Annotated in this window: 11 protein-coding genes; 3 read left to right on the plus strand and 8 right to left on the minus strand. The window is 69.2% G+C overall.

Annotated features, from left to right (window positions below; all coding sequences use genetic code 11):
• Positions 1–181: 181 nt before the first annotated feature.
• The 8 genes from ACFXHA_RS39825 to ACFXHA_RS39860 form a co-directional block, all read right to left on the minus strand.
• On the minus strand, positions 182–787 hold the full coding sequence (locus tag ACFXHA_RS39825; protein ID WP_379365632.1) for a response regulator: 606 nt from the start codon (positions 785–787) through the stop codon (positions 182–184).
• Positions 784–2,037: a sensor histidine kinase gene (locus tag ACFXHA_RS39830; RefSeq protein ID WP_379365634.1), complete on the minus strand. Its 1,254-nt coding sequence runs from the start codon at positions 2,035–2,037 to the stop codon at positions 784–786. Before ACFXHA_RS39830 ends, ACFXHA_RS39825 begins: the two co-directional genes overlap by 4 nt.
• Positions 2,021–2,788 carry an ABC transporter permease gene (locus ACFXHA_RS39835; RefSeq protein WP_379365636.1) on the minus strand — a complete coding sequence of 256 codons (768 nt, stop codon included), beginning with the start codon at positions 2,786–2,788 and terminating at the stop codon, positions 2,021–2,023. The genes ACFXHA_RS39830 and ACFXHA_RS39835 overlap by 17 nt, the downstream gene beginning before the upstream one ends.
• On the minus strand, positions 2,785–3,735 hold the full coding sequence (locus ACFXHA_RS39840; protein ID WP_379365638.1) for an ABC transporter ATP-binding protein: 951 nt from the start codon (positions 3,733–3,735) through the stop codon (positions 2,785–2,787). Before ACFXHA_RS39840 ends, ACFXHA_RS39835 begins: the two co-directional genes overlap by 4 nt.
• Before the next feature lie 83 nt (positions 3,736–3,818).
• A complete protein-coding gene (locus tag ACFXHA_RS39845) occupies positions 3,819–5,321 on the minus strand; it encodes a molybdopterin-dependent oxidoreductase (RefSeq protein ID WP_379365640.1) in 1,503 nt (500 codons plus the stop codon).
• A gap of 48 nt (positions 5,322–5,369) precedes the next feature.
• Positions 5,370–18,821 (minus strand): amino acid adenylation domain-containing protein, encoded by a 13,452-nt coding sequence (locus ACFXHA_RS39850; RefSeq protein WP_379365642.1) that lies wholly within the window; start codon positions 18,819–18,821, stop codon positions 5,370–5,372.
• Positions 18,822–18,831: 10 nt separating this feature from the next.
• On the minus strand, positions 18,832–19,542 hold the full coding sequence (locus ACFXHA_RS39855) for a DUF6875 domain-containing protein (protein WP_379365644.1): 711 nt from the start codon (positions 19,540–19,542) through the stop codon (positions 18,832–18,834).
• A gap of 192 nt (positions 19,543–19,734) precedes the next feature.
• The gene (locus ACFXHA_RS39860; RefSeq protein ID WP_379365646.1) at positions 19,735–21,126 is read right to left on the minus strand and encodes a glycine--tRNA ligase; all 1,392 of its coding nucleotides are present in this window, start codon (positions 21,124–21,126) and stop codon (positions 19,735–19,737) included.
• Positions 21,127–21,333: 207 nt separating this feature from the next.
• Between ACFXHA_RS39860 and ACFXHA_RS39865 the strand changes: the two genes are divergently transcribed.
• The 3 genes from ACFXHA_RS39865 to ACFXHA_RS39875 all read left to right on the plus strand — a co-directional run bounded on the left by ACFXHA_RS39865 (position 21,334) and on the right by ACFXHA_RS39875 (position 23,162).
• Positions 21,334–22,254 (plus strand): hypothetical protein, encoded by a 921-nt coding sequence (locus ACFXHA_RS39865; protein ID WP_379365648.1) that lies wholly within the window; start codon positions 21,334–21,336, stop codon positions 22,252–22,254.
• A gap of 98 nt (positions 22,255–22,352) precedes the next feature.
• Positions 22,353–22,748 carry an ArsR/SmtB family transcription factor gene (locus tag ACFXHA_RS39870; protein WP_379365650.1) on the plus strand — a complete coding sequence of 132 codons (396 nt, stop codon included), beginning with the start codon at positions 22,353–22,355 and terminating at the stop codon, positions 22,746–22,748.
• A gap of 3 nt (positions 22,749–22,751) precedes the next feature.
• Positions 22,752–23,162, plus strand: a complete 411-nt coding sequence (locus ACFXHA_RS39875; RefSeq protein ID WP_379365652.1) for a Fur family transcriptional regulator — start codon at positions 22,752–22,754, stop codon at positions 23,160–23,162.
• Positions 23,163–23,315 lie beyond the last annotated feature (153 nt).

The raw sequence follows: 23,315 nt of genomic DNA on the forward strand, positions 1-23,315 counted from the left end.
TTCGCACTGTGGAACTTTCATTCCGCAGTTTGAAATTAGGTGATTCAGGCTATCACCGATGGGAGGTGTCGGCAGGGCGAGCGGCACCGGCCTCACGGCTTCCCGCCGCCCTATCATTACGCCGATTCCGCCTCGCCGACAACGTTTCTCATCCCGCTGATTCGAATGCCGGCGACGGCGATCAGAGCCAGCCGAGCCGCTCGGCGGCGCGGACGGCCTCGGCACGCGTGCGGGTGCCGGTCTTGCCGATGGCGGACGAAAGATGGTTGCGGACCGTGCCTTCGGACAGGTGCAGTCGCTTGGCGATCGCGCCCGCGGTGGCACCGTCGGCCGCGGCGGCGAGGACTTCGCGTTCGCGGGCGGTCAAGGGAGACGTTCCGGCCGTGAGGGTTTCGGTGGCCAGAGCCGGATCGACGACACGCAAGCCCATATGGACGCGGCGGACGGCGTCGGCGAGTTCACGGGCGGGGGTGTCTTTGACCACGAAGCCCGAAGCGCCCGCGTCGATGGCGCGGCGCAGGTAACCGGGACGGCCGAAGGTGGTGACCATGAGGATGCGCACCTCCGGGTGGGCAGCATGCAGTTGTGCGGCGGCCGCGATGCCGTCCATGCCCGGCATTTCCACATCCAGCAGGGCCACGTCCGGATTGGTGCGGGCGACGGCGGCGAGGACCTCGTCACCGCGCCCCACCTCGGCGACCACGTCCAGGTCGGCTTCCAGGCTGAGCAGGGCGGCGAGGGCGCCGCGCACCAGGGCCTGGTCATCAGCGAGCAGCAGTTTGATCATTCCGGCTCCTTGGTCGTCGCCGGAAAGCTTGCCAGCACCCGCAATCCGCCTTCCGGTCGATTGGCGAGGGTCAGCGCGCCGCCGGTGGCCTGCACGCGTTCGCGCAGCCCGGAGAGGCCGGAGCCGCCGCGTGCCGCATCGCGCATGCCGACTCCGTCGTCGGACACCTCGAGACTGGTGGGAGTGACCCGCACCCAGCAGTGCGCGGCGCCACTGTGCCGCACCACATTGGTGATGGCCTCGCGCAGCACCCAACCGAACACCACGCTGTGGCGGATCGGCAGATCGTCGGAATCCGGGAGGTCGGCCTCGATCTCGGCGGCGCTCAGCGCCGTGCGGGCATTGGCCAACTCCCCGGCCAGAGATACTTCCCGCAGCCCGCCGACGGTGCTGCGCACGCCCGCCAGCGCCTCGCGCGCCAGCCGCTCCACATCGGCCATCTCGCCTTTGGCCCGCTCCGGATCGACCTCCATGAGCCGTTGCGCGAGCTCGGTTTTCACGGTGATGACGGTGAGCGAGTGGCCGAGGATGTCGTGCACGTCACGCCCCACCCGCAGCCGTTCCTCCGCCACGGCCAGGTCGGTGAGCTGTTTGCGAGCCAGGTACAGCTGGTGGTTGCGCACCAGGACCACCCGGATACCGCCCACCGCGAGACCCGCCAACGCCATCGACTGCATGAGCGAGTAGTCCGGACGATGTCCGGTGGCCAGTTGTGGCACCACGGTCACCGCGAGCAGCAGGACGATCAGCATGGGCGAGGCCCATTTGGCGGTGAAGGTGAAGCCGATATAGGAGGCCAGGTAGATGCTCAGCCCGAGCACCTCGGAATGCAGAGTCACCGCCGCCGCGCCGATCAAGGCGATCTGCAAGGCCAAGGGCCCCAGCGCCGTCCACGGCTGCGGGCTGGGCGGCCACGGACGGCGCGCCGGGCCCCGCACCTGCACCCAGTACGACCCGACGTACACGACCCCGAAGGTCACGATCACCACGAGCGTGTACACCCGTGCGACCGGGTTCTCCAGCTCCCAGCCCTTGCGCAGGGGATCGATCAGATAGATCACCCATACCGCGGCGAACAGCGAACCGAATCGCCGCCGCCGCTCGACGCCCTTGTCCTCCTCGTCCCCGGGGCCGGACGCTACTCCAGCGAGTGCGGCGACGGCCGACGCTCGCGCCGCCGTCATAGCGCCGTCCTCCGGCCGGGTGGAGTTCCCGGCCGGAGGCGGCTCGTGCTCAGCGTGCCGTGTCACGGCGGAAGAGTAGCGCGGAGCCGACAGTGAAGATCGCCGCCCAGGCCACGACATTCACAATGGCGAGAACGATGCCGGCGGCGCTCGGTTCGGCGAAGGGGGCGCGGGCCAGCGTCGCGATGCCATTGGTGGGCACCACCTTCGACACCGTCTCGATCCAGCCGTGCAGCGGCATGAACAGCCCGCCCGCGAAGGCCAGCAGGGCCATCGAAACGCCCAGCAGCTGCATGACGTTCTCCGACGGCAGCAGGTAGCCCATGAACAGGCCGAAGGCGGCGAAGACGAAGGAACCCAGCCAGGCGATCAGGAAGCAGCTCGCCCAGGCCGACGCGGGCAGCTGCGCCCCGAAGATCGCACCGGCAACGAAAACCGTAGTGACCGAGAACAATCCGAGCAGCATCGCCACGGCGATCTTGGTGGCGATGTAGGCCGAGGGAGACAACGGGGTGAGCCGCAATTGCCTGCTCCAGCCCGCCGCGCGCTCGACGGCCACCCGGGCCGCGCCGGTGGAGGTCGCCAGCAGTGCGCCGTACACCGCCATGGACACCATGACGTAACCGGTGGTGTTGCCGGACCCGGCCTGGCCATGCTGGAAGGTCGAATTCGTCCCGAAGAGGATGAAGAACAACGGCGGCATGACGAGCGCGAAGATCATGGTGCGCTTGTCACGCAGCGTGCGGCGCAGCTCCAGGCCCAGGAAGGCGGGCCGGAAGCCGCCCGCTCGTACGGGCGCGGTGGCGAGGGTGGTCATCGGTGGTCTCCCGTCGTGGTCAGGGCGAGGAACGCGTCCTCCAGGTTGTGGGCGGAGATCTCCAGGTCGACGGCCGGCGTGGCGGTCAACAGGTAGCGGGCGACGACGTCGGAGTCGTTGGCGCGCACGATGATTCGATCGCCGCGCTGTTCGACCTGTTCGACGCCGGGCAGGGCCAGCAGGCGCGCTGAGTCGGCGGCGGGCAGGGTGGCGCTGACCGTCCGGCCCGCGGCCAGGTTCTTGATCTGCGCGGCACTGCCGTCGGCCACCACCCGGCCGGCCCGCACCAGCACGATGCGGTCGGCGTAGGCGTCGGCCTCGTCGAGGTAGTGGGTGGCGAACAGCACGGTGCGGCCGCGGCGGGCGTCCTGGCGGATGGCGGACCAGAAGTCGCGCCGCCCTTCGACATCCATGCCGGTGGTGGGCTCGTCGAGCACCACCAGGTCCGGATCCGGCAGCAGCGCCAGCGCGAACCGCAGCCGCTGCTGTTGCCCGCCCGAGCATTTGCCGACGAGGCGGTCGGCGATTTCGTCGATGCCCGCCCGCACCAGTACTTCCCGGACCGGTCGCGGGTGCGCGTGCAGAGTGGCGATGAGGCGCACGGTCTCGCCGACGGTCAGGTCCGGCAACAGGCCACCGGATTGCAGCACGGCCGAAACTCGGCCCGCCGCGATGGCATCCGAGGGTGTGCCGCCGAACAGCCGCACCTCTCCCGAGTCCGGTGCGGTCAGCCCGAGCAGCATGTCGATGGTGGTCGTCTTGCCCGCGCCGTTCGGGCCCAGGAAGGCGACGATCTCCCCCGGCCGCACCACCAGTTCCAATCCGTCCACGGCCCGGACCGGCGCACCGGACGAGCCGAATGTCTTGACCAGACCCCGTATTTCGATGGCCGGAGTAGCCGTCCGGATGGACCCCCCGACCGCGATGCCATTGGCAGTAGCGTTCATCCTTCTACTGTCGCGCGGCCGGGGTCGAGCCACCTCCCCCGTCCGTCATCACTGTGCCATGACAGATGTCATGACTCGCCAGGTCAGGCCGTCACGGTGACCGTGTGCAGGCCGCCCGGGCCGAGCGGGAAGGGTGGGCGTTCGGCGGCGTCCTGGATTTCGCCGGAGCGGCCGGTGACGCGGGCCTGGATGGTGTGGGTGCCGGGCGCGAGGTCGACCATCGTGCGCCAGCGTCGCCAGGCCGCCGGGGCCGTTTCGGCACCGAGTTCGACCGGCAGCCACTCGGTTTCGTCGATCCGGATGTCGACGGCCGAGACGCCCTGGGGCGGCGCCCACGCCACGCCCGCGACCGTGAACTTGCCGGAACCCGAAGCGCCACCGGTGGCCACGTCGATGCGGGCCTGCGGGCGCACCCACAGCGGTTCGGCGGGCCAACCCCGTTTCCACCAGTAGTCGACGTGGCTGTCGTCGGCGAGCTCGAGTTCGGTGAGCCATTTCGCGCCCGCGTACTGGCCGTACATGCCGGGCACGAAAACCCGTGCGGGGAAGCCGTGTTCGGGTGGCAGCGGCTCGCCGTTCATGCCGATGACCAGGTAGCCGGGCCATTCGCCGGTGCGCAGCGGCGCCAGCGGCAGCGAGATGGTGTAGCCGTCGACGGCGCGGGTGACCAGCCGGGTCGCACCGGATTCGGGGACCGCGTGGTCGAGCAGCGCGGTCAGCGGGACGCCGAACCAGCGGGCATTGCCGCAGCGGCCGGCACCGGCCGTATTGTGCACGCACACCATGACGGCGTCGAATTCCACCGCCTGCTCGGCCAGATCGGCCAGCGACAGCCGCAATCGGTGCGCGACCTGGCCGCCGATGGACAGCCGCCATTGGTCCGGGTCGATCCGCGGCGGCCGGGAATTCACGTCCGCCACATAGAATCTGCCCGCCTTGGTGATCAGCGGAGACAGGCCCGGCTCGGTGCCGAGGCCGTCCTCGGGCACCGGCGCGTGCGCGCCCATCGGGCCGACCCGCCGCGCCCGCTCGCGATGCCGGTCGTCGGCCCGGCGCACCAGCGTCTCGGCCGTGGCCAGCAGCCCCATTCCCGCTGCCGCCCAGAGCAATTCGCCGCCGCGACCGGCGGGCCGGTGCCGTAGCCCGGTGCGCAGCACCGCCGCGGCGGTCAGGCCGCCGAGCGCGCCGGGCACCGAACGATCCGCGCTGCGCAACGCCACCGCCGCCGTCCCCGCGCCGAACGCGGCGGCGGCGGGCGTCCGCAATCGTGGTGGCAGCAGTGCCATTCCGGCCGCGGCGGCGACACCGCCGAGGGTGACGCCGAGGCGGGTCATCTCCTTGTCGTGGCGACCGGCCCGCGCCACCATGGCCTCGACCACCGGCACCGGGGCGTAGTCGGCGGCCAGCCGCCCGATGCCGTCGAGCAGCGATCCGCCCCTGACCGCGGCGACCAGTTCGCCCACCCCGAGCGCACCGAGCCCCACCGCCGCCGCCCCCAGCAGCCGCCTCATCTCCGACACCGACCTCTGCCCGTTCATCGACACCTGTCCGAACCTTCCGTAGCCGATCGGGTTGCCAGCGCTCATTCTTCCCCAGTGTCGGGGTGCGCACCGGTCATCACGGAATGAAGGGACTCAGCGGTGGAGGTAGGAGTTGACCGCGGGGCCGATCAGGGCGAGCGCCTCGGCGGTGATCATCTCGTTGTGGCCGTAGGGCAGCGGCCGGTCGTGGATGCGTCCGGCGATGTAGGGCCGCCAGGTGGTGACATTCGGATTGGGGTCGGGGTTGTACGCGGCGGCGAAGAACAGCAGTTCACCGTCGAAGACCTCGTGTGGATGGGCGGCGATCTGCCGCAGCAGATGCCGCAGGTCACCGTAAAGATTCTCGAGATCCGTTGCGGTGAAGCTGATTCCGCTCTCGGCCAGCAGTTCGGCGGCCTGCGCGGGGGTGAGGTGCTCGAGTTCGGGCGGGATGTCGAGGCCGCCGAATTCGGACAGCAGCATCGACAGCGGCGGCAGCGCGCTGTCGTCCGGGACGGCGACGTCGGCCCGCGAATCGATCATGATCAGGGCGGGGACCTCCGCTCCGCGGCGGCGCAATTCGACGGCCATGGCGTGCGCGAGCGGACCGCCCGCCGAATAGCCGAGCAGGTGATAGGGGCCTTCGGGCTGCACTCGGCGGATCTCCTCCACGTATCGCAGCGCCAGCTCGCGTACGGTGCGGTCGGCGGTGCCGCCGTCGGTGACGCCCGGGGACTGGATCCCGTAGATCGGGTGCGCGCCGTCGATGTACTGCACCAATCCGCCGTAGCACCAGGCCAATCCGATGGCCGGGTGCACACAGAACAGAGCCGGGGCCGCACCCTGCGACCGCATGGGCAGCAGGACCCGCATGGCCGGATCGATATCGGGCTGGGTGGCGGCCTCGGTGAGCCGGCGCGCCAGCGCGGCGGGCGTGGGGTCGAGGAACATCCACTGCAGCGGCATGGGCAGGCCGGTCGTCTCACGCACCCGGGTGACCAGGCGAACCGCGCCCATGGAATTGCCGCCGATATCGAAGAAGTTGTCGTCCACGCCGATTCGCGGACTGTCCAGGACTGCCTCGAAGGCGGTCACCAGGGTGCGCTCCGCCTCGGTACGGGCGGGGCGGTAGACGCGGCGGGCGGGCCGGGGATTCACCGCGGGCGACGGCTCGTCGTGAGGATTCGCGGTGAGCGCGGGCAGCGGTGCGTCGAGAGTTCCGACCGCCGCCAAGGGATCGGCGCTCAACGCGTCCAGGAGCGCGAGCAGTCCGTCCACCATGGCGGCGGCGGTGCCGCGGTCGAACAGATCGGTGGCGAAGGTGAGGGAGCCGGTGATGCCCGCCGGTTCGCCGGTGTCGCCGAACTGTTCGGCCAGCATCCATTCGAGGTCGAACTTGGAACCGGGTGCGGGCGCGGTCAGCGGGCGAATCTCGAGGCCGGGAAGGAAGGTTCGCTCGGTCTGCACGTTCTGGAAGGCCAGCAGCACCTGGAACAGGGGGTGATGGGCCGTGGATCTGGTGGGGGCGAGCGCCTCCACCAGTCTTTCGAAGGGCAGGTCCAGGTTGCCGTAGACGGCCAGGTCGGCCTGCCGGACGGCGGCGACGGTGGCGGCGAATCCGGCGGCGGGGTCGACGTGGGTGCGCAGGACGACCGTGTTGACGAACATGCCTACGAGGTCGTCGAATTCGCCGTCACCGCGACCGGCGACCACGGTGCCGAGAGCGATATCGGTGCGACCGGACAGGCGGGCCAGCAGGATCGCCAGGGCGGCGTGGACGACCATGAACGGGCTCGCGCCGTGACTGCGGGACAGCAGTTGAATCCGGTCGTGAACCGTTGCAGGGACGGTGAATTCGATGCGGTCACCGGATCCGGTGGGCATGATCGGGCGCGGCCGATCGGTGGGCAGCGCGTGCACCTCGGGCAGGCCGGACAGGGTCGTGCGCCAGAAGTCCAGCTGCTGATTCGCGAGACTGTCCGGATCGTCGTCGGCGCCGAGCAATTCGCGCTGCCACAGGGCGTAGTCCGCGTACTGCAGCGGCAGCGGGATCCATTCGGATGCCGTGCCGGATACGCGAGCGGCGAAGGCATACATGACATCTCGGGCCAGTGGGGCCATGGACCAGCCGTCGGCCGCGATGTGGTGTACGGCGAGAGCCAGGACGGTCCGGTCGCGACCGGCGTGGAGCACGCAGACCCGCAGCGGGGTGTCACGCACGATGTCGAAACCCTGCGAGAGCTGCGAGATCAGGACATCGCCGAGCTCGTCCGGGGTCACCTCGAGTTCGGTGATCGGCGTGGAATCCGGAGTCGCCGAGAGGATCTGCTGGTATGGCAGCCCGTCGGGACCGACCGGATAGATCGTCCGCAGCGTCTCGTGGCGGGCCACCACATCGTCGACGGCGGCGCGCAGCACCGAAACATCCAGTGCGCCGGTGATTTCGAACGCGCCCGGAATGTTGTAGAGCGGTGAGCCGGGGTCGTAGCGGTTGAGGAACCACATGCGTTGCTGTGCCGCCGAGAGCGGAATCCGGACCGGGCGCGGGCGGGGGCCCGGTCGGGGGCGGTTGGATGCGCCACCCGCGGCGACGAGGGCGGCCAGGTCGGTCACCGTGGGTGCGTCGAAGAGGGCACGGACCGGAACGGCCACGCCCAGTGCGGCACTCAGTCGCGCGACGACCCGGGTCGCGATGAGCGAATTGCCGCCCAGAGCGAAGAAGTCGTCCTCGCGCCAGACCTCGTCGATGCCGAGCACCTCGGCGAACGCCGCCGCCACCGCGATCTCCACCGGACCTTCGGGAGGTTGCCGGTCACCGGCTTCCGACTGCGGCGCGGGTAGCGCGTCCAGGTCCAGCTTGCCGTTCGCGGTGCGTGGCAGGTCGGCGAGCACCGTGATCGAGGACGGCACCATGTAGGACGGGAGTCGTTGCGACGCTGCCTTCTTCAGTGCCGACGGTTGCGGATCGGTATCCGGCGCGGCGACCACATAGGCGGCGAGCACGCCGCCGCGACCATCCTCACGAACCATCGCGACCGCTCTCGCGACCGACGGCTCGGCGGCCAGCGCGGCCTCGACATCGCCGAGTTCGATGCGCAGGCCGCGCAGTTTGACCTGGGTGTCGGTGCGGCCCAGGTATTCCAGGTTGCCGTCCCGGCGGCGCACCAGGTCACCGGTGCGGTACATGCGACGGCCGCTGCCGTACGGGTCGGCGACGAACCGGGCGGCGGTCAGGTCGTAACGACCGAAATAGCCTCGCGCCAAGCCGATTCCGGACAGGTACAGTTCGCCGATCACCCCGTCGGGGACCGGACGCAACCGATCGTCGAGCACCAGGGCCCGCATACCGGGGGCGGGACGGCCGATGGTGATCGGTTCACCGGGACTCAGCGGCGCTCCGGCGGCCCACACCGTGGCCTCGGTCGGGCCGTAGTCGTTGAAGTGTTCGCGGCCTGCGGTCGCCCAGGCGACGACCAGTACGGGCGGGCAGGGTTCGCCACCGGTAACGATCAGCCGCAGGTCCTCCAGGCCGGAGGGATCGACCGTGGACAGTGCCGAGGGGGTCAGCGCGATGTGCGAAACCCGTTCGCGGGCCAGCAGTTCACCGAGGTCGGGTCCGGCGAACACGGTGGGTGGGGCGACCACGAGGGTGGCGGCGGCACCCACGGCCATGAGCAGTTCGACCACCGAGGCGTCGAAACTCGGTGAGGCGACGTGCAGGATCCGCGAATCGCGGGTGATGCGGTCGCGTTCCCGCTGCGCGGCAGCGAGATTGGCCAGACCGGCATGCGATACGACCACCCCCTTGGGTGCGCCCGTCGACCCCGAGGTGAAGATCACGTACGCCGGATGTGCCGTGTTCCCGGTGAAGTCGTGCATCTCCGCCGGGAACTCGTCCCGGTCGTCGTCCACACACCACCAGTCCACGGTGCCGGGCAGCCGGTCACGTTGTGCGGTGACGGTCAAGCCCAGGCCTACCCCCGAGACATCGATGATGCGGGCAATGCGGTCGGGCGGATAGGCCGGATCCACGGGCACGAACGCGGCACCGGTGCGCGCCACCGCCCATACCGCGAGCACCGATTCGATGGATCGCGGAATGCCCACGGCCACCAGGGTTTCCGGACCGGCGCCGGCGGCGCTCAGGCGGCGGGCCAGGTGTTCGGCGCGGGCGTCGAGTTCGCGATAGGTCAGCCGCCGGTCGCCGCACACCACCGCGATACCGTCCGGGTTCGCGGTCACCGCGTCGGCCATGAGGTCGGCGAGCGTGCGCGGCGCGACGACAGGTTCGGCCGTGTCGTGCAGCCGCTGCCGCTCGGGGTCGGTGAGCAGGTCGAGATCGCCGACCGGCCCGGCCGATTCGGCGGTGCCCTCGGTCAGCACCCGGACCAGGCGAGCGGTGAGATTCGCCATCGTGGACGCGTCGAACAGGTCGGTGGCGTAGCAGCAGCGCAGTTCCATGCCCTCGGTGTCGCCGATGACGGTGAGGCTCAGGTCGAAACGGCTGCCGGTCTGCGGCAATTCGAGGGGTGACACGGTCAGTGCGGGCAACCGCAGTTCCGGCATGGCCAGGTTCTGGAACACCAGCATGACCTGGACCAGCGGATGCCGGGCCGGTGAGCGGGCCGGGGCCAGCACCTCGACGAGCCGTTCGAACGGTACATCGGCATGCTCGAAGCCGGCGAGATCGTTGTCCCGCACCCGGTCCACCAGCTCGCCGAAGGCTTCGCCGGGGCGAATACCGGTGCGCAGCACCAGCGTGTTCACGAACATGCCGACCAGGTCGTCGAGTTCGCGTACCCCGCGCCCGGCGACCGGCGTGCCGATCACCACGTCACCGCTGCCGCTGAGCCGGGCCAGCAGCACCGCGAGCGCCGCGTGCACCACCATGAACGGCGTCGCCCGATGCTCGCGGGCACAGCGCTCGATCGCCGTTGTCAGCTCACGATCCACCCGGGTCACGTATTCCGCGGCGCGATGCGAGGCCCGCGCCGGGCGCGGCCGATCGGTCGGCAACTCCAGGTGATCGGGAACGCCCGCCAGCGCCTGCGTCCAGTACCGCACCTGCCGCGCCGCGAGCGACTCCGCGTCATCCTCCGAGCCCAGCCGATCCCGCTGCCACAGTGTGTAATCCGCGTACTGCACGGGCAGCGGCTCCCACATCGGTACCGTTCCCGCCGAGCGGGTCGCGTACGCGGCGGCCACATCACGCGTCAGCGGAGCCATCGAGAACCCGTCCGTCGCAATGTGATGCGCGACCAGGACGACCACATGTTCCGCGCCCGGTTCCACCCGGAATACCCGCACGCGCAACGGAACCGCGGTGGTGACGTCGAAGCCACGGCCGATCGTGTCCGTGACCATCTCGACCAGCCGGTCGGGTGCGACCGGAACCGGGGTCAGGTCCAGTTCGACGTCCTCGGCGGCGAGCACGCGTTGCATGCCCACGCCGTCAATGTCCGGGTAGACGGTGCGGAGGGTTTCGTGGCGATCGATCACGTCACGCAGCGCGGCGCGCAGGGCCGCGTGGTCCAGGTCGCCCGAAAGCCGCAGTGCCACCGGCACGTTGTAGGCCGGGGACGCGGGATCGTAGCGGTTGACGAACCACATGCGCTGCTGGGCCGGAGACAGCGGAACCAGGTCGGGGCGCTCGACGCGAACCAGCGCGGGACCGGACGCGCCGGCGTCGGCGGCCGCGAGCCGGGCCGCCAGATCGGCGACCACCGGGGCCTCGAAGATCAGCCGGACCGGGACCGCGCGGCCGAAATGCACGGCCAGGCGGGCGGATACGCGAGTGGCGATCAGCGAATCGCCGCCGAGGGCGAAGAAGTCGTCGCGGGCGCCGACCCGGTTCAGGCCGAGGACCTCGGCGAAGGCCGCCGCGATCACCTCCTCGGGGCCTGTCGGGACGACGTATTCCGCCTGTGCCAGTGCAGGTTCCGGCAGTGCGCGCAGATCCACCTTGCCGCTGGCGGTCAGGGGCAACTCCGGAAGCACCTGCACGCCGGCGGGCATCAGGTAGCGCGGCAGCCGACCGGAAGCCCACGCCAGCAACTCCGGGACCGGAACCGGGGAGCGCAGTGAGACGTACGAGCACAGGGTCATCGCCCCGGCAGGATTTCGACGCGCGACGGTCACCGCGGCGTCGATCAGTTCATGGGTCAGCAGCACGGCATCGACCTCGCCCGGCTCCACCCGGATGCCGCGAATCTTCACCTGGAAGTCGCTGCGGCCGACGTACTCGAAACCGGCTGCCGTGCACCGCATGAGGTCGCCGGTCCGGTACATCCGCTGCCCGGCGGCGAACGGATCCGCCACGAAACGGCTCGCGGAAAGCGCCGCGCGGCCGGCATATCCCCGCGCCAGCCCGGGGCCACGCACGTACAGTTCGCCGACCGCGCCGGGCGGCACCGGCCGCAGCCAGCCGTCCAGTACCAGCAAGGTGGTGCCGGGCAGCGGGGTGCCGAGCAGCGTGGACGTCTCGGCGGTCATCGGGTCACCAAAGCTCGCGGCGATGGTGGTCTCCGCCGGTCCGTATGAATTCACCAGTGCGCGGCCCACTCCCAGCCGCGTCACCAGCCCGGGCGGGCAGGGTTCGCCGCCCATCAGGACGGTCCGGACACTCTGCAGATCGGCCGCGTCGAGGGTGGCCAGGACACTCGGCGTGCAGGTCAGGTGAGTGGCCGCACTCGCCCGCAAGGCGGCCGCCAGTTCCGCACCGGCACTGGCCTCCGGGGGCGCGACCACCAGCGTCGCACCGGCCGCGAAGGCCGACAGCCACACCAGCACGGCCGCGTCGAAAGCAGGATTGAGGCAGTGCATGACCCGCGAATCACGGGCGACGCCACCGTGTTCCGCGGTGGCCGCCACCATGTTCGCCAGTCCGGTGTGCGAGACCACGACACCTTTCGGCGTACCGGTGGAACCCGAGGTGAAGACCACATACGCCGCATGCTCGGGACACAGCGAGGCCGTCCGATCGGCGTCGGTCACCGGATCCGCGGACAGCACACCGCATTCGGCGATCAGCGACGGATCATCCACTCGCAGCCACACCACTCCGTTCGGCAGATCCGCGACCGCACTCGTGGTGATCCCCAGTACCGCAGTGCATTCGGCCGCGATGAGCGCGGTCCGCGCAGCCGGTTGCGTCACATCCACCGGCACGAACGCCGCGCCGCTCTTCGCGATCGCCCACACCGCCACCATCGCCTCCACCGACCGGGGCAACGCCACCAGCACAGCCCGCTCCGGCCCGGCACCGGCGGCAATCAGCCGCCGCGCCAACCGGTTGGACACCGCATCCAGGTCCCCGTAAGTCAGCTCGGCCGCGGGCGAACTCGGCTCAGATCGCCAACTCCGCAGCCCAGCCTCGATATTCGATCCGTCCCCGGCAGCCTCGACCGCCAGGGAGTCCTTCGCACCGGCGGCGGACAACAGGTCCGGCAGGAGGCGGATCGCGCGCGAACTCGTTCCCGAGCGGACCGCGACCGGGTTCACCGCATCAACACCGTGCAACTCGACGGTGCGGCGGGCCGGGTCGCCGGTGAGAGCGATGAGCAACCGGGACAGTACAGCGGCGAGCTCATCGGCCTGCTGCGTGTCGAAATGACGGGGGGAGCGGGTGAGTTCCAGGCGGAGGCCGTTATTGGCGTAGGCGGCCAGGGAGAGGGGGTAGTGGGTGCCGTCATGGGCGTGCAGGGCGGTGACGGTGAGGTCGGCCTGACGGGTGGCGGCGGTGAGGGTGGCGGCGTCGACGGGGTAGGACTCGAAGACGGTCGCGGTGTCGAACAGGGGGCCGAGGCCGGTGATCGACTGGATCTCGTCGAGTCCCACATGCTGGTGTTCGGCGAGGGCGGCCTGTTCGCGCTGCACGCGCGAGAGCAGGTCCGCGACGGATTCCCCGGGGTCGAGCGCGATGCGCACCGGGACCGTGTTGACCAGCATGCCGACCATGCGTTCGGCACCGGAAAGCTCCGGCGGGCGGCCCGAAACCGTTGCACCGAAGACGATGTCGGTCGAACCGGTCTGCTCGGCCAGCAATAGCGCCCAGGCCACCTGCACCAAGGTGTTGACGGTGACCTGGCAGGTCGCCGCCGTACGGCGCAGGGCAGCGGGCAGATCTTCGGGCAGCGGCACCGCGTGCGCGACCGGGGCGGCGGGGGCGTCCGCGCGCGGGGCGGCGGGCGCGATCAGGGTCGGGCCGTCCACACCGGCGAGCGACTGCGTCCACGCCTCGCGGGCGCGCTGCGCATCGCGGGCCGCCAACCACTCCAGGTGGCCGCGGAACGGGACCGGTGCCGCGAATCCGGTGTCGTCGCCCTGGGTTTCGTAAAGCCCGATCAGTTCGGCGAACAGCAGCGGCATCGACCAGCCATCGAGAATCAGATGATGGTTGGTGATGACGAGCCGCAACCGCCGCTCCCCCGCCACCAGACACAGGAATCGGATCAACGGCGGCGCGTCGACCGCGAAGGGGACCCCGAATTCCTCGGCGGCAAGTGCGTCGAGTTCCGCGTCGGTGGCACCGGGTACCTCACGATAGGCGCAGGGCACCCGCACTTCCACCGGAATCACCTGCACTGCACCGGTATCCGAGGTGCTGAACCCGGCGCGCAGGACATCGTGGCGGCGCAGCAGCGCCGCGACGGCGGCCGTCAGCCGGTCGCGATCGAGGTCGGCTTCGATATCGATCACCGCCTGCACCGAATACCCGTCCGGCCCGCCCTCGGCCAGTTGCGCCTGGAACAGCAGCCCACGCTGCAGCGGCGTCAATGGCCACGCATCGGCCAACCGGCCGAAATTCCTTTCCCACGAATCGATTTCCCGCTGCGTGGGGCTCAACAGCGGCAGATCGGCGGGCGTGAGCCCACCGGCGTCAGGCCGCCCGACCAGCTCCGCGATCTCCCCGACGGCCGTGAGCCATTCCCGCGCCAGCGCTTCCACCTCCGGGGCCGCGATCGCCTTCGACGCGAACTGCCACACCGCGCGAATCCGCGGCCCGTCCGCGGACTCCAGCGTCACCGCATCCACCGAAATCACCGCTGCCAAAGGCATTTCCGGGTCAGCGTGGCCACCCAGCCGATCCCCGACCGACACCGGCAGCCAATCGCCCACCACCGCAACATCGGGAATCTGCCCGAGATAGTTGAACCCGATCTGCGGCTCGGGCAGGGCCGCCAGCTCCCGCTCGGTCTCCGGGTTCGAATGCCGCAGCAACCCGTACCCGAACCCGCCCCGGGGCACCGCCCGCAGCTGCTCCTTGACCGTCTTCAACGCGGTCTCGGCCGTCGTCGCCTCGGTCGGCGAATCACTGTCCACGACAAAGGGTCCCAGTCTCACCGGCACCTGCGTGGTGAACCAGCCCACCGCATGCGACAGATCGGCCCCTGGTACGGCGACCTCATCGCGCCCGTGCCGCTCCACCGCGACGACCAGCGCCTCGCCGCTGCCTTGCGCGGAGCGTGACCGGGCCAGCATCAGCGCCGCCAGCAGCGCGTCCTCGACCCCACAGCGATACGTGGCCGCGATCCGCCCGAGCAGCAGCGCCGAAACCTCGCCCGGCACTTCGATATCGATCCGTCCGGCCGTCCGCCGGGTATCCACCGCCGGAGCCAACCGCCGCCGACCGACCAGCGCGTCCTCGGCCAGCACCACCCGCCAGTACCCGAGCTCGCTCACCGGCCAGACCGCGCCGAGCGGACCCGTGACCGCCGGTGTCGCCAGGTCGGCAAGGGCATATGCCCAGGTGCGCACCGAGGTTCCCGAGACGGCCAGGGCCGGTAGCGCACCGGCGGAAGCCTGCGCCCACGCGGACATCAAGTCCGGCAGCAGGATTCGCCAGGAGACGGCGTCGCAGGCCAGGTGGTGGATGGCGATGGCGAGACGGCCCGAATGCTCCGGACCCGCGTCCAGCCAGGTCAGGGCGAGCATGGCACCCGCACGCGGATCCAGCCGGTCGACGGCCGAGGCCACCGCGCGGTCGATCGCGGTCTCCGAGATCACCCCGGGCGAGAGCCCATCCGCCGCCGTGTCGCCCGGCAGATCGATGGGGGCGCAGATGATCCGGGTCAGCAGGGTCGGGGTATCGGTGAGATGCGCCGGGGGAACTTCCAGTTGGAGCCCCTCCTCGGTCTCGATCACGCGGGCCCGGAGCATGTCGTGGCGGTCGATCAGGGCCTGCACGGTGTGCAGCAGCGCAACGGGATCCGCGCCGATCGGGACCTGGACCACCATCGATTGCGCGAAATGCTCCCACCCCGGCCGCTGCAACAGCCATGCCGCGATCGGGGTGAGCGGCATCCGGCCGACACCGCCGCCCGGCAGTTCGGGCAGTTGCCGCGCACGTTCCTGAACTCGGGTCACCACGGCGGCCAGACCGGCGGGCGTGCGGTGTTCGAAGACCTCGCGGGCAGAGAAGACCAGGCCGGCGGCGCGGGCCCGCGAGACCAGCGTGATCGCCATGATCGAGTCACCGCCCAGGGCGAAGAACGAAGTGCCGGTGCCGATTTCGGGCGTGCCCAGAATCTCGGCGAACAGCGTGCACAGCAGCCGCTCGGTCGCCGTCGCGGCGGCGAGCCCGTGAACGGGTTGCGCTACCACAGGTTCCGGCAGGGCACGCCGATCCACTTTGCCATTGGCCGTGAGCGGCAGCGCGCCCAGCACGGTGACCGTGCCCGGCACCATGTACGGCGGCAGCCGACGGCCCGCATGGTCGAGCAGTTCGGCCTCGGCGAGGTCGTGACCGGCATGCGGAGCCACATACGCGGCCAGCACGGTACCGCCGCCGGCCGCAGGACGCGCCACCGTCACCGCAATCTCGACGCCCGGATGCGTATTCAGGACGGCGTCGATCTCCCCCAGTTCGATGCGCATCCCGCGCAACTTCACCTGGAAATCACCGCGACCCACATACTCGAGCACGCCGGTCTCGGTCCAGCGCACCAGATCCCCGGTGCGATACATGCGAGCCCCGGCAGGCCCGGTGATCGCGGGCACGAACCGATCCGCGGTGAGCCCCGGACGCCCCACGTACCCTCGCGCCACCCCCGGACCGGTCACATACAGCTCCCCGGCCATCCCGATCGGCACCGGCCGCAGCCACCGATCCAGCACCAACATTCCCGCCCCGGGTATCGGATCGCCGATCCCGGCATTCTCCCCCGGCACCAGCCCCCCGGTGTAAGTGACTGCCACCGTTGTCTCACTCGGACCGTACGAGTTGAGCAATTCCCGCCCGATCCCGAAGCGCGCCACGATATCCGGCGGCGTGGGCTCCCCGCCCGACGACACCGCTCGCACCCCGTCCAGCGCATCGGATTCCAGCGTCGCCAGCACCGCAGGCGTCGAACACACCTGCGTAATACCGAAATCCCGAACCAGCCCCGCCAATTCGGCCCCGACCACCGGATCCGCCTCGGCCACCACCAGAGTCGTGCCGGACGCGAACGCCATCAGCCATTCGAGCACCGACGCATCGAAACTCGGGTTCAAGCACTGCAGTACCCGAGCTCCCGGCTCGACCCGATAGGCGTCCACGATCGCCGCGGCCAACCCCGCCAGCCCGGCATGGGTCACCACCACCCCCTTGGGCACACCCGTCGACCCGGACGTGAAGACCACGTACGCCGGATTCTCGACCCGCGGCCGCCCCCGCAGCTCTGCCTCTACCAGCGGAAGATCGGATGCGGCAGCGGAATCCGCACCGGTGGAGCCGGTACCGGGCGCATCACGCAAGGTCTCCGACTCAGCCGCAAGAATCTCCCGCTCATCCCACAGGACCTCGTCGATCGCGACCCAGTGCACCGAATCCGGCAGCGCGGCCGCCGATTCCGCGAGCGCGAGCCCGAGTGCCGCACCTGCTTCGACGGCAATGCGGTCCACCCGCTCGGCGGGCAGCGCGGTGCCCAGCGGCACGAAGGCCGCCCCGGTTTTGGCCACCGCCCACAGCGCCACCATCGCTTCGATCGAGCGGGGAAGCGCCAACAGCACGGTCGATTCCGGCCCGATCCCGGGGCCGTACCCCGACCCGGCACGCAAGATCCTGCGGGCCAGGCGATTCGACAGGGCGTCGAGTTCGCCGTAGGTCAGCTGCCGGTCTCGACCGACCACGGCGACCGCGTCGGGCCCGGCGCGGCGGAGGCCTTCGGTCAGGATGTCCGGTAGCAGCCGGGGTTGCGGCGCGGCCGCCCCGTGTGCACCCGCCAGCACCGACTTCTCGTCCGCCACCACGTAATCGAGGGCAGCGACCGGAGTCTCGGCCGTCGCGTCCAGCAGCGAGTCCAGCAGTGCGAGGAAGCGCCGGTGATGCCTGCGCAGCGAGTCCTCGTCGTACAAACGGGGATTCGCGGCGAAGTCGACGTGGATCGGCGCGCCCGCACCGTGCTGGTAGAAGTTGACGAACAGGTCCTCGATCGGCCCGGACGTGAGCACGTGCAGGCTGGATTCCACACCCGCGAAATCGATTCCGGTCGGGAACAGCATGATGTTGATGACCGGTCCGACCATGCCGCGCCCGAATTCGTCGCGTGCACCGTCGCCACGCATATCCTCGTAGCGGAATCGCTGATGCCGCAACGCACCCGACGCGGACACCCGCACCGCGTCCAGCACCGCACCGACCCGGCCGTCGCGCGGCACCGGCACCCGCAACGGCACCACATTGGCGATCATGCCGCCCGAACGCCGCAGCATCGCCGTGGTGCGCCCGGACACCGGCAGGCTCAGCACCACGTCCTCGGTGGCGGTCAGCCGGGCGTAGTAGAGCGCCACGGCGGCCATGACCATGCCGGCCGAGCTGGTGTCGAAGCGGCGGGCCGCGTCGTCGAGACGCGCGGCCATCGCCTCCCCCAGCTGGGCGCGGGCCTCGCGACCCAGCGCGCTCGCGGGCGCGGTGGCCGCGACCAGGCTGCAGCGGCCGGGCAGGCCCGCGGCGACCTCTCGCCAGTAGTGCTCGTCGGTGGCGTACCGGGAAGATTCCCGGTACGCCAACTCCGCCTCGTGCACCTCCCGGAGGGAGGCCGCGGTGCCGGGAGGCGCCGTTTGCCCGCGCACCGCGGCGTTGTACAGCTCGGCGACCCGGTAGAGCATGGTCACCGAACCGAATCCATCGATGAGGATGTGGTGAGCTCTGGTGTACCACAGGTGATGGGACTCCCCGACCCGGATCACCGTAGATATCCCTGTGAGCTCGCCGAGCATGTCGATCGGCGCCGCCACTTCCGCACGCATCCACTCCAGCGCGTGTGAAACCGGATCGGACCGGTCCCGGAAATCCAGGAATCCGATCACCGGTTCGGTCCCGGTCTCGACGAACTGCCACGGCCGGCCCTCGACCTCGGCGAAATGCAGGACGCCGGAACCGAATTCACGTCCGGCCTGCGCCGCCACCCGCCGCAGCACCGCCACGTCCAGCACCCCGCGCATCTCGATGTACTGGGCCTCCGACAACGGCACCGCCGGATCCAGTTGCTGCGCAAGCCACATCCCCGATTGCGCCGGGGAGAGCGGGAAGGCGTTCTCGGACAGAACGGTGGCGGACCGAGCCGCCTCGAGTTCGCGCGTCATGACGCACTGCCTAACTGCTGGTCGAGCAGGATTCGTCGGCCGGCGCCACCTCGTAGGCCGGCACCCAGGAAGCGGGGCGAGATGTCAAGCGCCCCACCATGACCGAACGCACGTGAGCCGGCAGCATCGGTGCGAACTTGCGCACATACGCATCGGCCCATTCGGGTTTGTCGAGCAGGAACGGGAAATCGGTCGTCATCATGCTGCGCACCACCAGCATTGGCATCGGTGCGTCCAATGGCCGAAACTCCTTGTTCCACAAGCCCGGTTGATCACAGCCCGGATAAAACTGCCCGAACATGGTCCCGCGTTCGACGAACTTGCTCTTGAATTCATCATGGATTTCGTCGATCAGCGTATAATCCTTCAAATTAGGAAATACAGTGATCAATGCGCGCAGGACAGATGTGGAACTACCGTTCCCCGTGGGTAGTTCGGGATAGACCTCCAATGCGTCGCGTATGATCGCGCGCACCCACATCGGCCGCGGTTCCGCCGCGGGGACCTGCGCCAACCAGAGTAGATCCCGTCGCATGGACGGCTTGACATACGGGCACACGGGCCCGTCTCTGCCCAGTTCGTCACTGGGTCGGGTCAGAAAGGAATCAGCCCAAGATCGAAAAGCCGCCACCGTCGACCTGGCGGCTGGACATGTTGATCCAGTGTCCCCCAATGAGACCCATTGCAGCCCCGAGCGGGGGCCGATAACACGCTCGCTCATGACTCACCTCGGATGCTCGAGCTGCGGCGCAAGAAGGCACCGCTGCCCATATACATAAATAGTGCGCCGGTCATGGGCCGTTAACACGAGTAGTGGCATACCCAATTTCGCTACAGCGCCCCGAATTTCGGGGGCATGGAAATAAGAAAAGACCGGTCAGGCATTGACCGGTCTTTCCTATGAAGCGTGGGTTCAGGCGCCGATGAGGCGAGTAGCCAGGTAGCCCTCTACTTGATCAAGAGCGACGCGCTCCTGAGCCATCGAGTCCCGCTCACGGACCGTGACAGCCTGGTCCTCCAGCGTGTCGAAGTCGACCGTGATGCAGAACGGGGTGCCGATCTCGTCCTGGCGACGGTAGCGGCGGCCGATAGCCCCGGCATCGTCGAAGTCCACGTTCCAGTTGCGGCGCAGCTGCGCCGCCAGGTCCTTGGCCTTCGGCGAAAGGTCCGCATTGCGCGACAGCGGCAGGACAGCCGCCTTGACGGGCGCGAGCCGCGGATCCAGGCGCAGCGAGACGCGGGTCTCCATCGTGCCCTTGGCCGTCGGCACCTGCTCCTCGTAGTAGGCGTCCACCAGGAAGGCCATCAGCGAGCGGGTCAGACCGGCCGCCGGCTCGATCACGAACGGGGTGTAGCGCTCCCCGGTCTGCTGATCGAAGTAGATCAGGTCCTTGCCCGAATGCTCGGAGTGAGTCTTCAGGTCGAAGTCGGTGCGGTTGGCCACGCCCTCGAGCTCACCCCACTCGCTGCCCGCGAAACGGAAGCGGTACTCGATATCCACCGTGCGGGTGGAGTAGTGCGAGAGCTTCTCCTTCGGGTGCTCGAACAGCCGCAGGTTCTCCGGATCGATGCCCAGGTCTGTGTACCAGGCCATGCGAGTGTCGATCCAGTACTGGTGCCACTGCTCGTCCTCGCCCGGCTTGACGAAGAACTCCATCTCCATCTGCTCGAACTCGCGGGTACGGAAGATGAAGTTGCCCGGCGTGATCTCGTTGCGGAACGACTTGCCGATCTGCGCGATGCCGAACGGCGGCTTCTTGCGCGCGGTGGTGGCGACATTGTCGTAGTTCACGAAGATGCCCTGCGCGGTCTCCGGGCGCAGGTAGTGCATGCCCTCTTCGGATTCGACCGGGCCCAGGTAGGTCTTCAGCATCATGTTGAAGTCCTTGGGCTCGGTCCACTTGCCGACCGTGCCGCAATCCGGGCACACGATGAGCTCCATGGCCACCGAGTCCGGATCATCGATCTTGTGCTTCTCGGCGTACGCCTCCTGCAGGTGGTCCTGCCGGTGCCGCTTGTGGCAGTTGAGGCATTCCACCAGCGGGTCGTTGAACACCGCGACGTGACCCGAGGCCACCCACACCTGACGCGGCAGGATGATCGACGAGTCGAGACCGACCACGTCGTCACGGCTGGTCACCATGGACCGCCACCACTGCCGCTTGATGTTCTCCTTGAGCTCGACGCCCAGCGGACCGTAATCCCAGGCCGACCTCGTTCCGCCGTAAATCTCACCGCTCGGGTACACGAGACCCCGACGCTTGGCGAGATTGGCGACGGTGTCCACCTTCGACTTGGGTGCCACTTGAACAGTTCTCCATCCGTGTCCGGAAGATTGCAAGGATTCACACCAGCCTATCGGTCCGGGGCAATCGAGTTTGCACCCAGTGCCCCTACAAGCTGGGGGATGCCGTCGCGCGCACGCCTGCGGAATAGTAGGAACGGCGGCACCGGTCGGTACGCCGACCGATCGGTGCCGCAGCCACACCACGGCACGACGGGGGTCGGTGCGATGAGGGATTTCCCAGGGCAGTTCGACGACGACTGGGCGCGCCGGGCCGAACGCCGCGCCCGCCGCGCCCATCGGCTCAGACCCTGGATCGCGGGGACGCTGTGGGTGGGCGGGGTACTCGGGCTGCTGTTCGGCGGCGGTTATCTGCTCTCCCGCTTCGATACCTCGGCGGACGGATCCGGCGGGAACGTGTCGCCGACGGTGAACCAGATCGCCCACGTCGACACCGCGCATCCGTTCGACAACACACCATCGGCCGCCTGGCAGGAGGGTGCTGCCGGGATCCAGCCGCCCGCCGCAACCCCGGTGGGACGCTTCTCCGCCGACACCGTGGCCGCGACCATGGATCGGGTCAAACAGTTGATCGTGGCGGCGCGGCTCGACCCGCACGTACTGGAAACCCATGACGCCGAACCGGTGCTGGCACTGCTGGCGCAGGGCGAGGTCGCGGAGCTGCGCAGCAAGACACTCACGCCCGGCAACGAGGCACACAACTGGTGGCTGAGTTCGAAACTGGCGCACGGCTATCCGCTGCTGCCGGTCTCGCCCCGGGTCGACGGCAGCATGACGGCGGCCCAGAACGACAAGGGCGAGTTGGCAATTCACACCGACTACCTGATCGCCTACGCCTTCTCCGCGCCGCCCGGCCGCAACTACACGGCCCTGGACATCGTCGCCGTCGTCCGGGAACAGGTGGAGTACGACTGGGTCCAGGATTCGAACTACGACGACGCCTCGCAGGGCATGTGGTTCGGCGAGATCAAGGGCTTCGCGTATTCGGTCAACTGCTCGCTCTACGACCAGGGCTATCTCGCGCCGAACTACAGCAATCCGACATTGGCCGCTACGGGCCCCGATCCACATCGGCCCGAGTACTATTTCGACCCCACGGTCCCGATACAGCAGAGCAGCAACTGCTGAAACTCCAGCAGCCGATACTGCGACGCGCCGACTCCGTGTTTGACATGCGTACACATGCATATAAGAATGGCATCGGTTTCCAATAAGGAGTTGGTTCGATGACCACGGACAGCGGTGCACCCCTGCGGCGCTCGCACGTCGCGACCGAGGCTCCGGCCGCGATCCCCCACGACCCGTACCCATACCGGTCACCACAGCCGCCGGCCGTGCCCACACGCACCATTCTGGACTCCGCCGGAGAACTACTACGCGCACTGGCCGCCCCGGTGCGCATCGCCATCGTGCTGCAGCTCCGCGAATCACCGCGCTGCGTGCACGAACTCGTCGACACCCTCGGGGTGACCCAGCCGCTGATCAGTCAGCACCTGCGGATCCTCAAATCCGCGGGCGTGGTGCGCGGTGAGCGCACCGGACGCGAAGTCATCTACGAGCTCGTCGACGAACATCTCGCGCACATCGTCATCGACGCCGTCGCGCACGCCGAGGAAGGGTGAGCCGTGGGAACGACCGAGAAGACCGTCGGGGTCCGCAGCACCCGCCAGCGCAGCGCCATCGCCGCACTGCTCGCCGACATCGACGAATTCCGCTCCGCCCAGGAGCTGCACGACGAACTCCGCAAGCGCGGTGAGGGAATCGGACTGACCACGGTCTACCGCACCCTGCAATCGCTGGCCGACGCGGGCATGGTCGACGTGCTCCGCACCGACTCCGGCGAATCGGTGTACCGGCAGTGCTCGAGCGGACACCACCATCACCTCGTCTGCCGCCACTGCGGCCGCACCGTCGAGGTCGAGGGTCCGACCGTGGAGGCATGGGCCGACTCCATCGCCGCCGAACACGGGTTCACCGATATCAGCCACACCATGGAGATCTTCGGCACCTGCCAGGCCTGCAGCACCAAGGGCTGAACACGAACAGGAAGCGGGCCCCAGCGTAAAAAGCAGGGGGCCGCCCCCATTAAGGTTAAGACGGCCGGGTACGGGTCAGTTGGAACCACGGGCCGGCGTGCGGTGCGCCCGGCGCCCCCGCCGAGCAGGGCGAGAGCGGCGGCGGCCCCGCAC

This window comes from Nocardia sp. NPDC059240, assembly GCF_042753865.1.
Taxonomy (GTDB): Bacteria; Actinomycetota; Actinomycetes; order Mycobacteriales; family Mycobacteriaceae; genus Nocardia.

Coding starts and splice junctions, on each gene's coding strand:
- ACFXHA_RS39865 (WP_379365648.1), top strand. CDS start 21,334: ATGAGGGATTTCCCAGGGCAGTTCGACGACGACTGGGCGCGCCGGGCC.
- ACFXHA_RS39855 (WP_379365644.1), bottom strand. CDS start 19,542: ATGAGCGAGCGTGTTATCGGCCCCCGCTCGGGGCTGCAATGGGTCTCA.
- ACFXHA_RS39870 (WP_379365650.1), top strand. CDS start 22,353: ATGACCACGGACAGCGGTGCACCCCTGCGGCGCTCGCACGTCGCGACC.
- ACFXHA_RS39840 (WP_379365638.1), bottom strand. CDS start 3,735: ATGAACGCTACTGCCAATGGCATCGCGGTCGGGGGGTCCATCCGGACG.
- ACFXHA_RS39835 (WP_379365636.1), bottom strand. CDS start 2,788: ATGACCACCCTCGCCACCGCGCCCGTACGAGCGGGCGGCTTCCGGCCC.
- ACFXHA_RS39850 (WP_379365642.1), bottom strand. CDS start 18,821: ATGACGCGCGAACTCGAGGCGGCTCGGTCCGCCACCGTTCTGTCCGAG.
- ACFXHA_RS39845 (WP_379365640.1), bottom strand. CDS start 5,321: ATGAGCGCTGGCAACCCGATCGGCTACGGAAGGTTCGGACAGGTGTCG.
- ACFXHA_RS39825 (WP_379365632.1), bottom strand. CDS start 787: ATGATCAAACTGCTGCTCGCTGATGACCAGGCCCTGGTGCGCGGCGCC.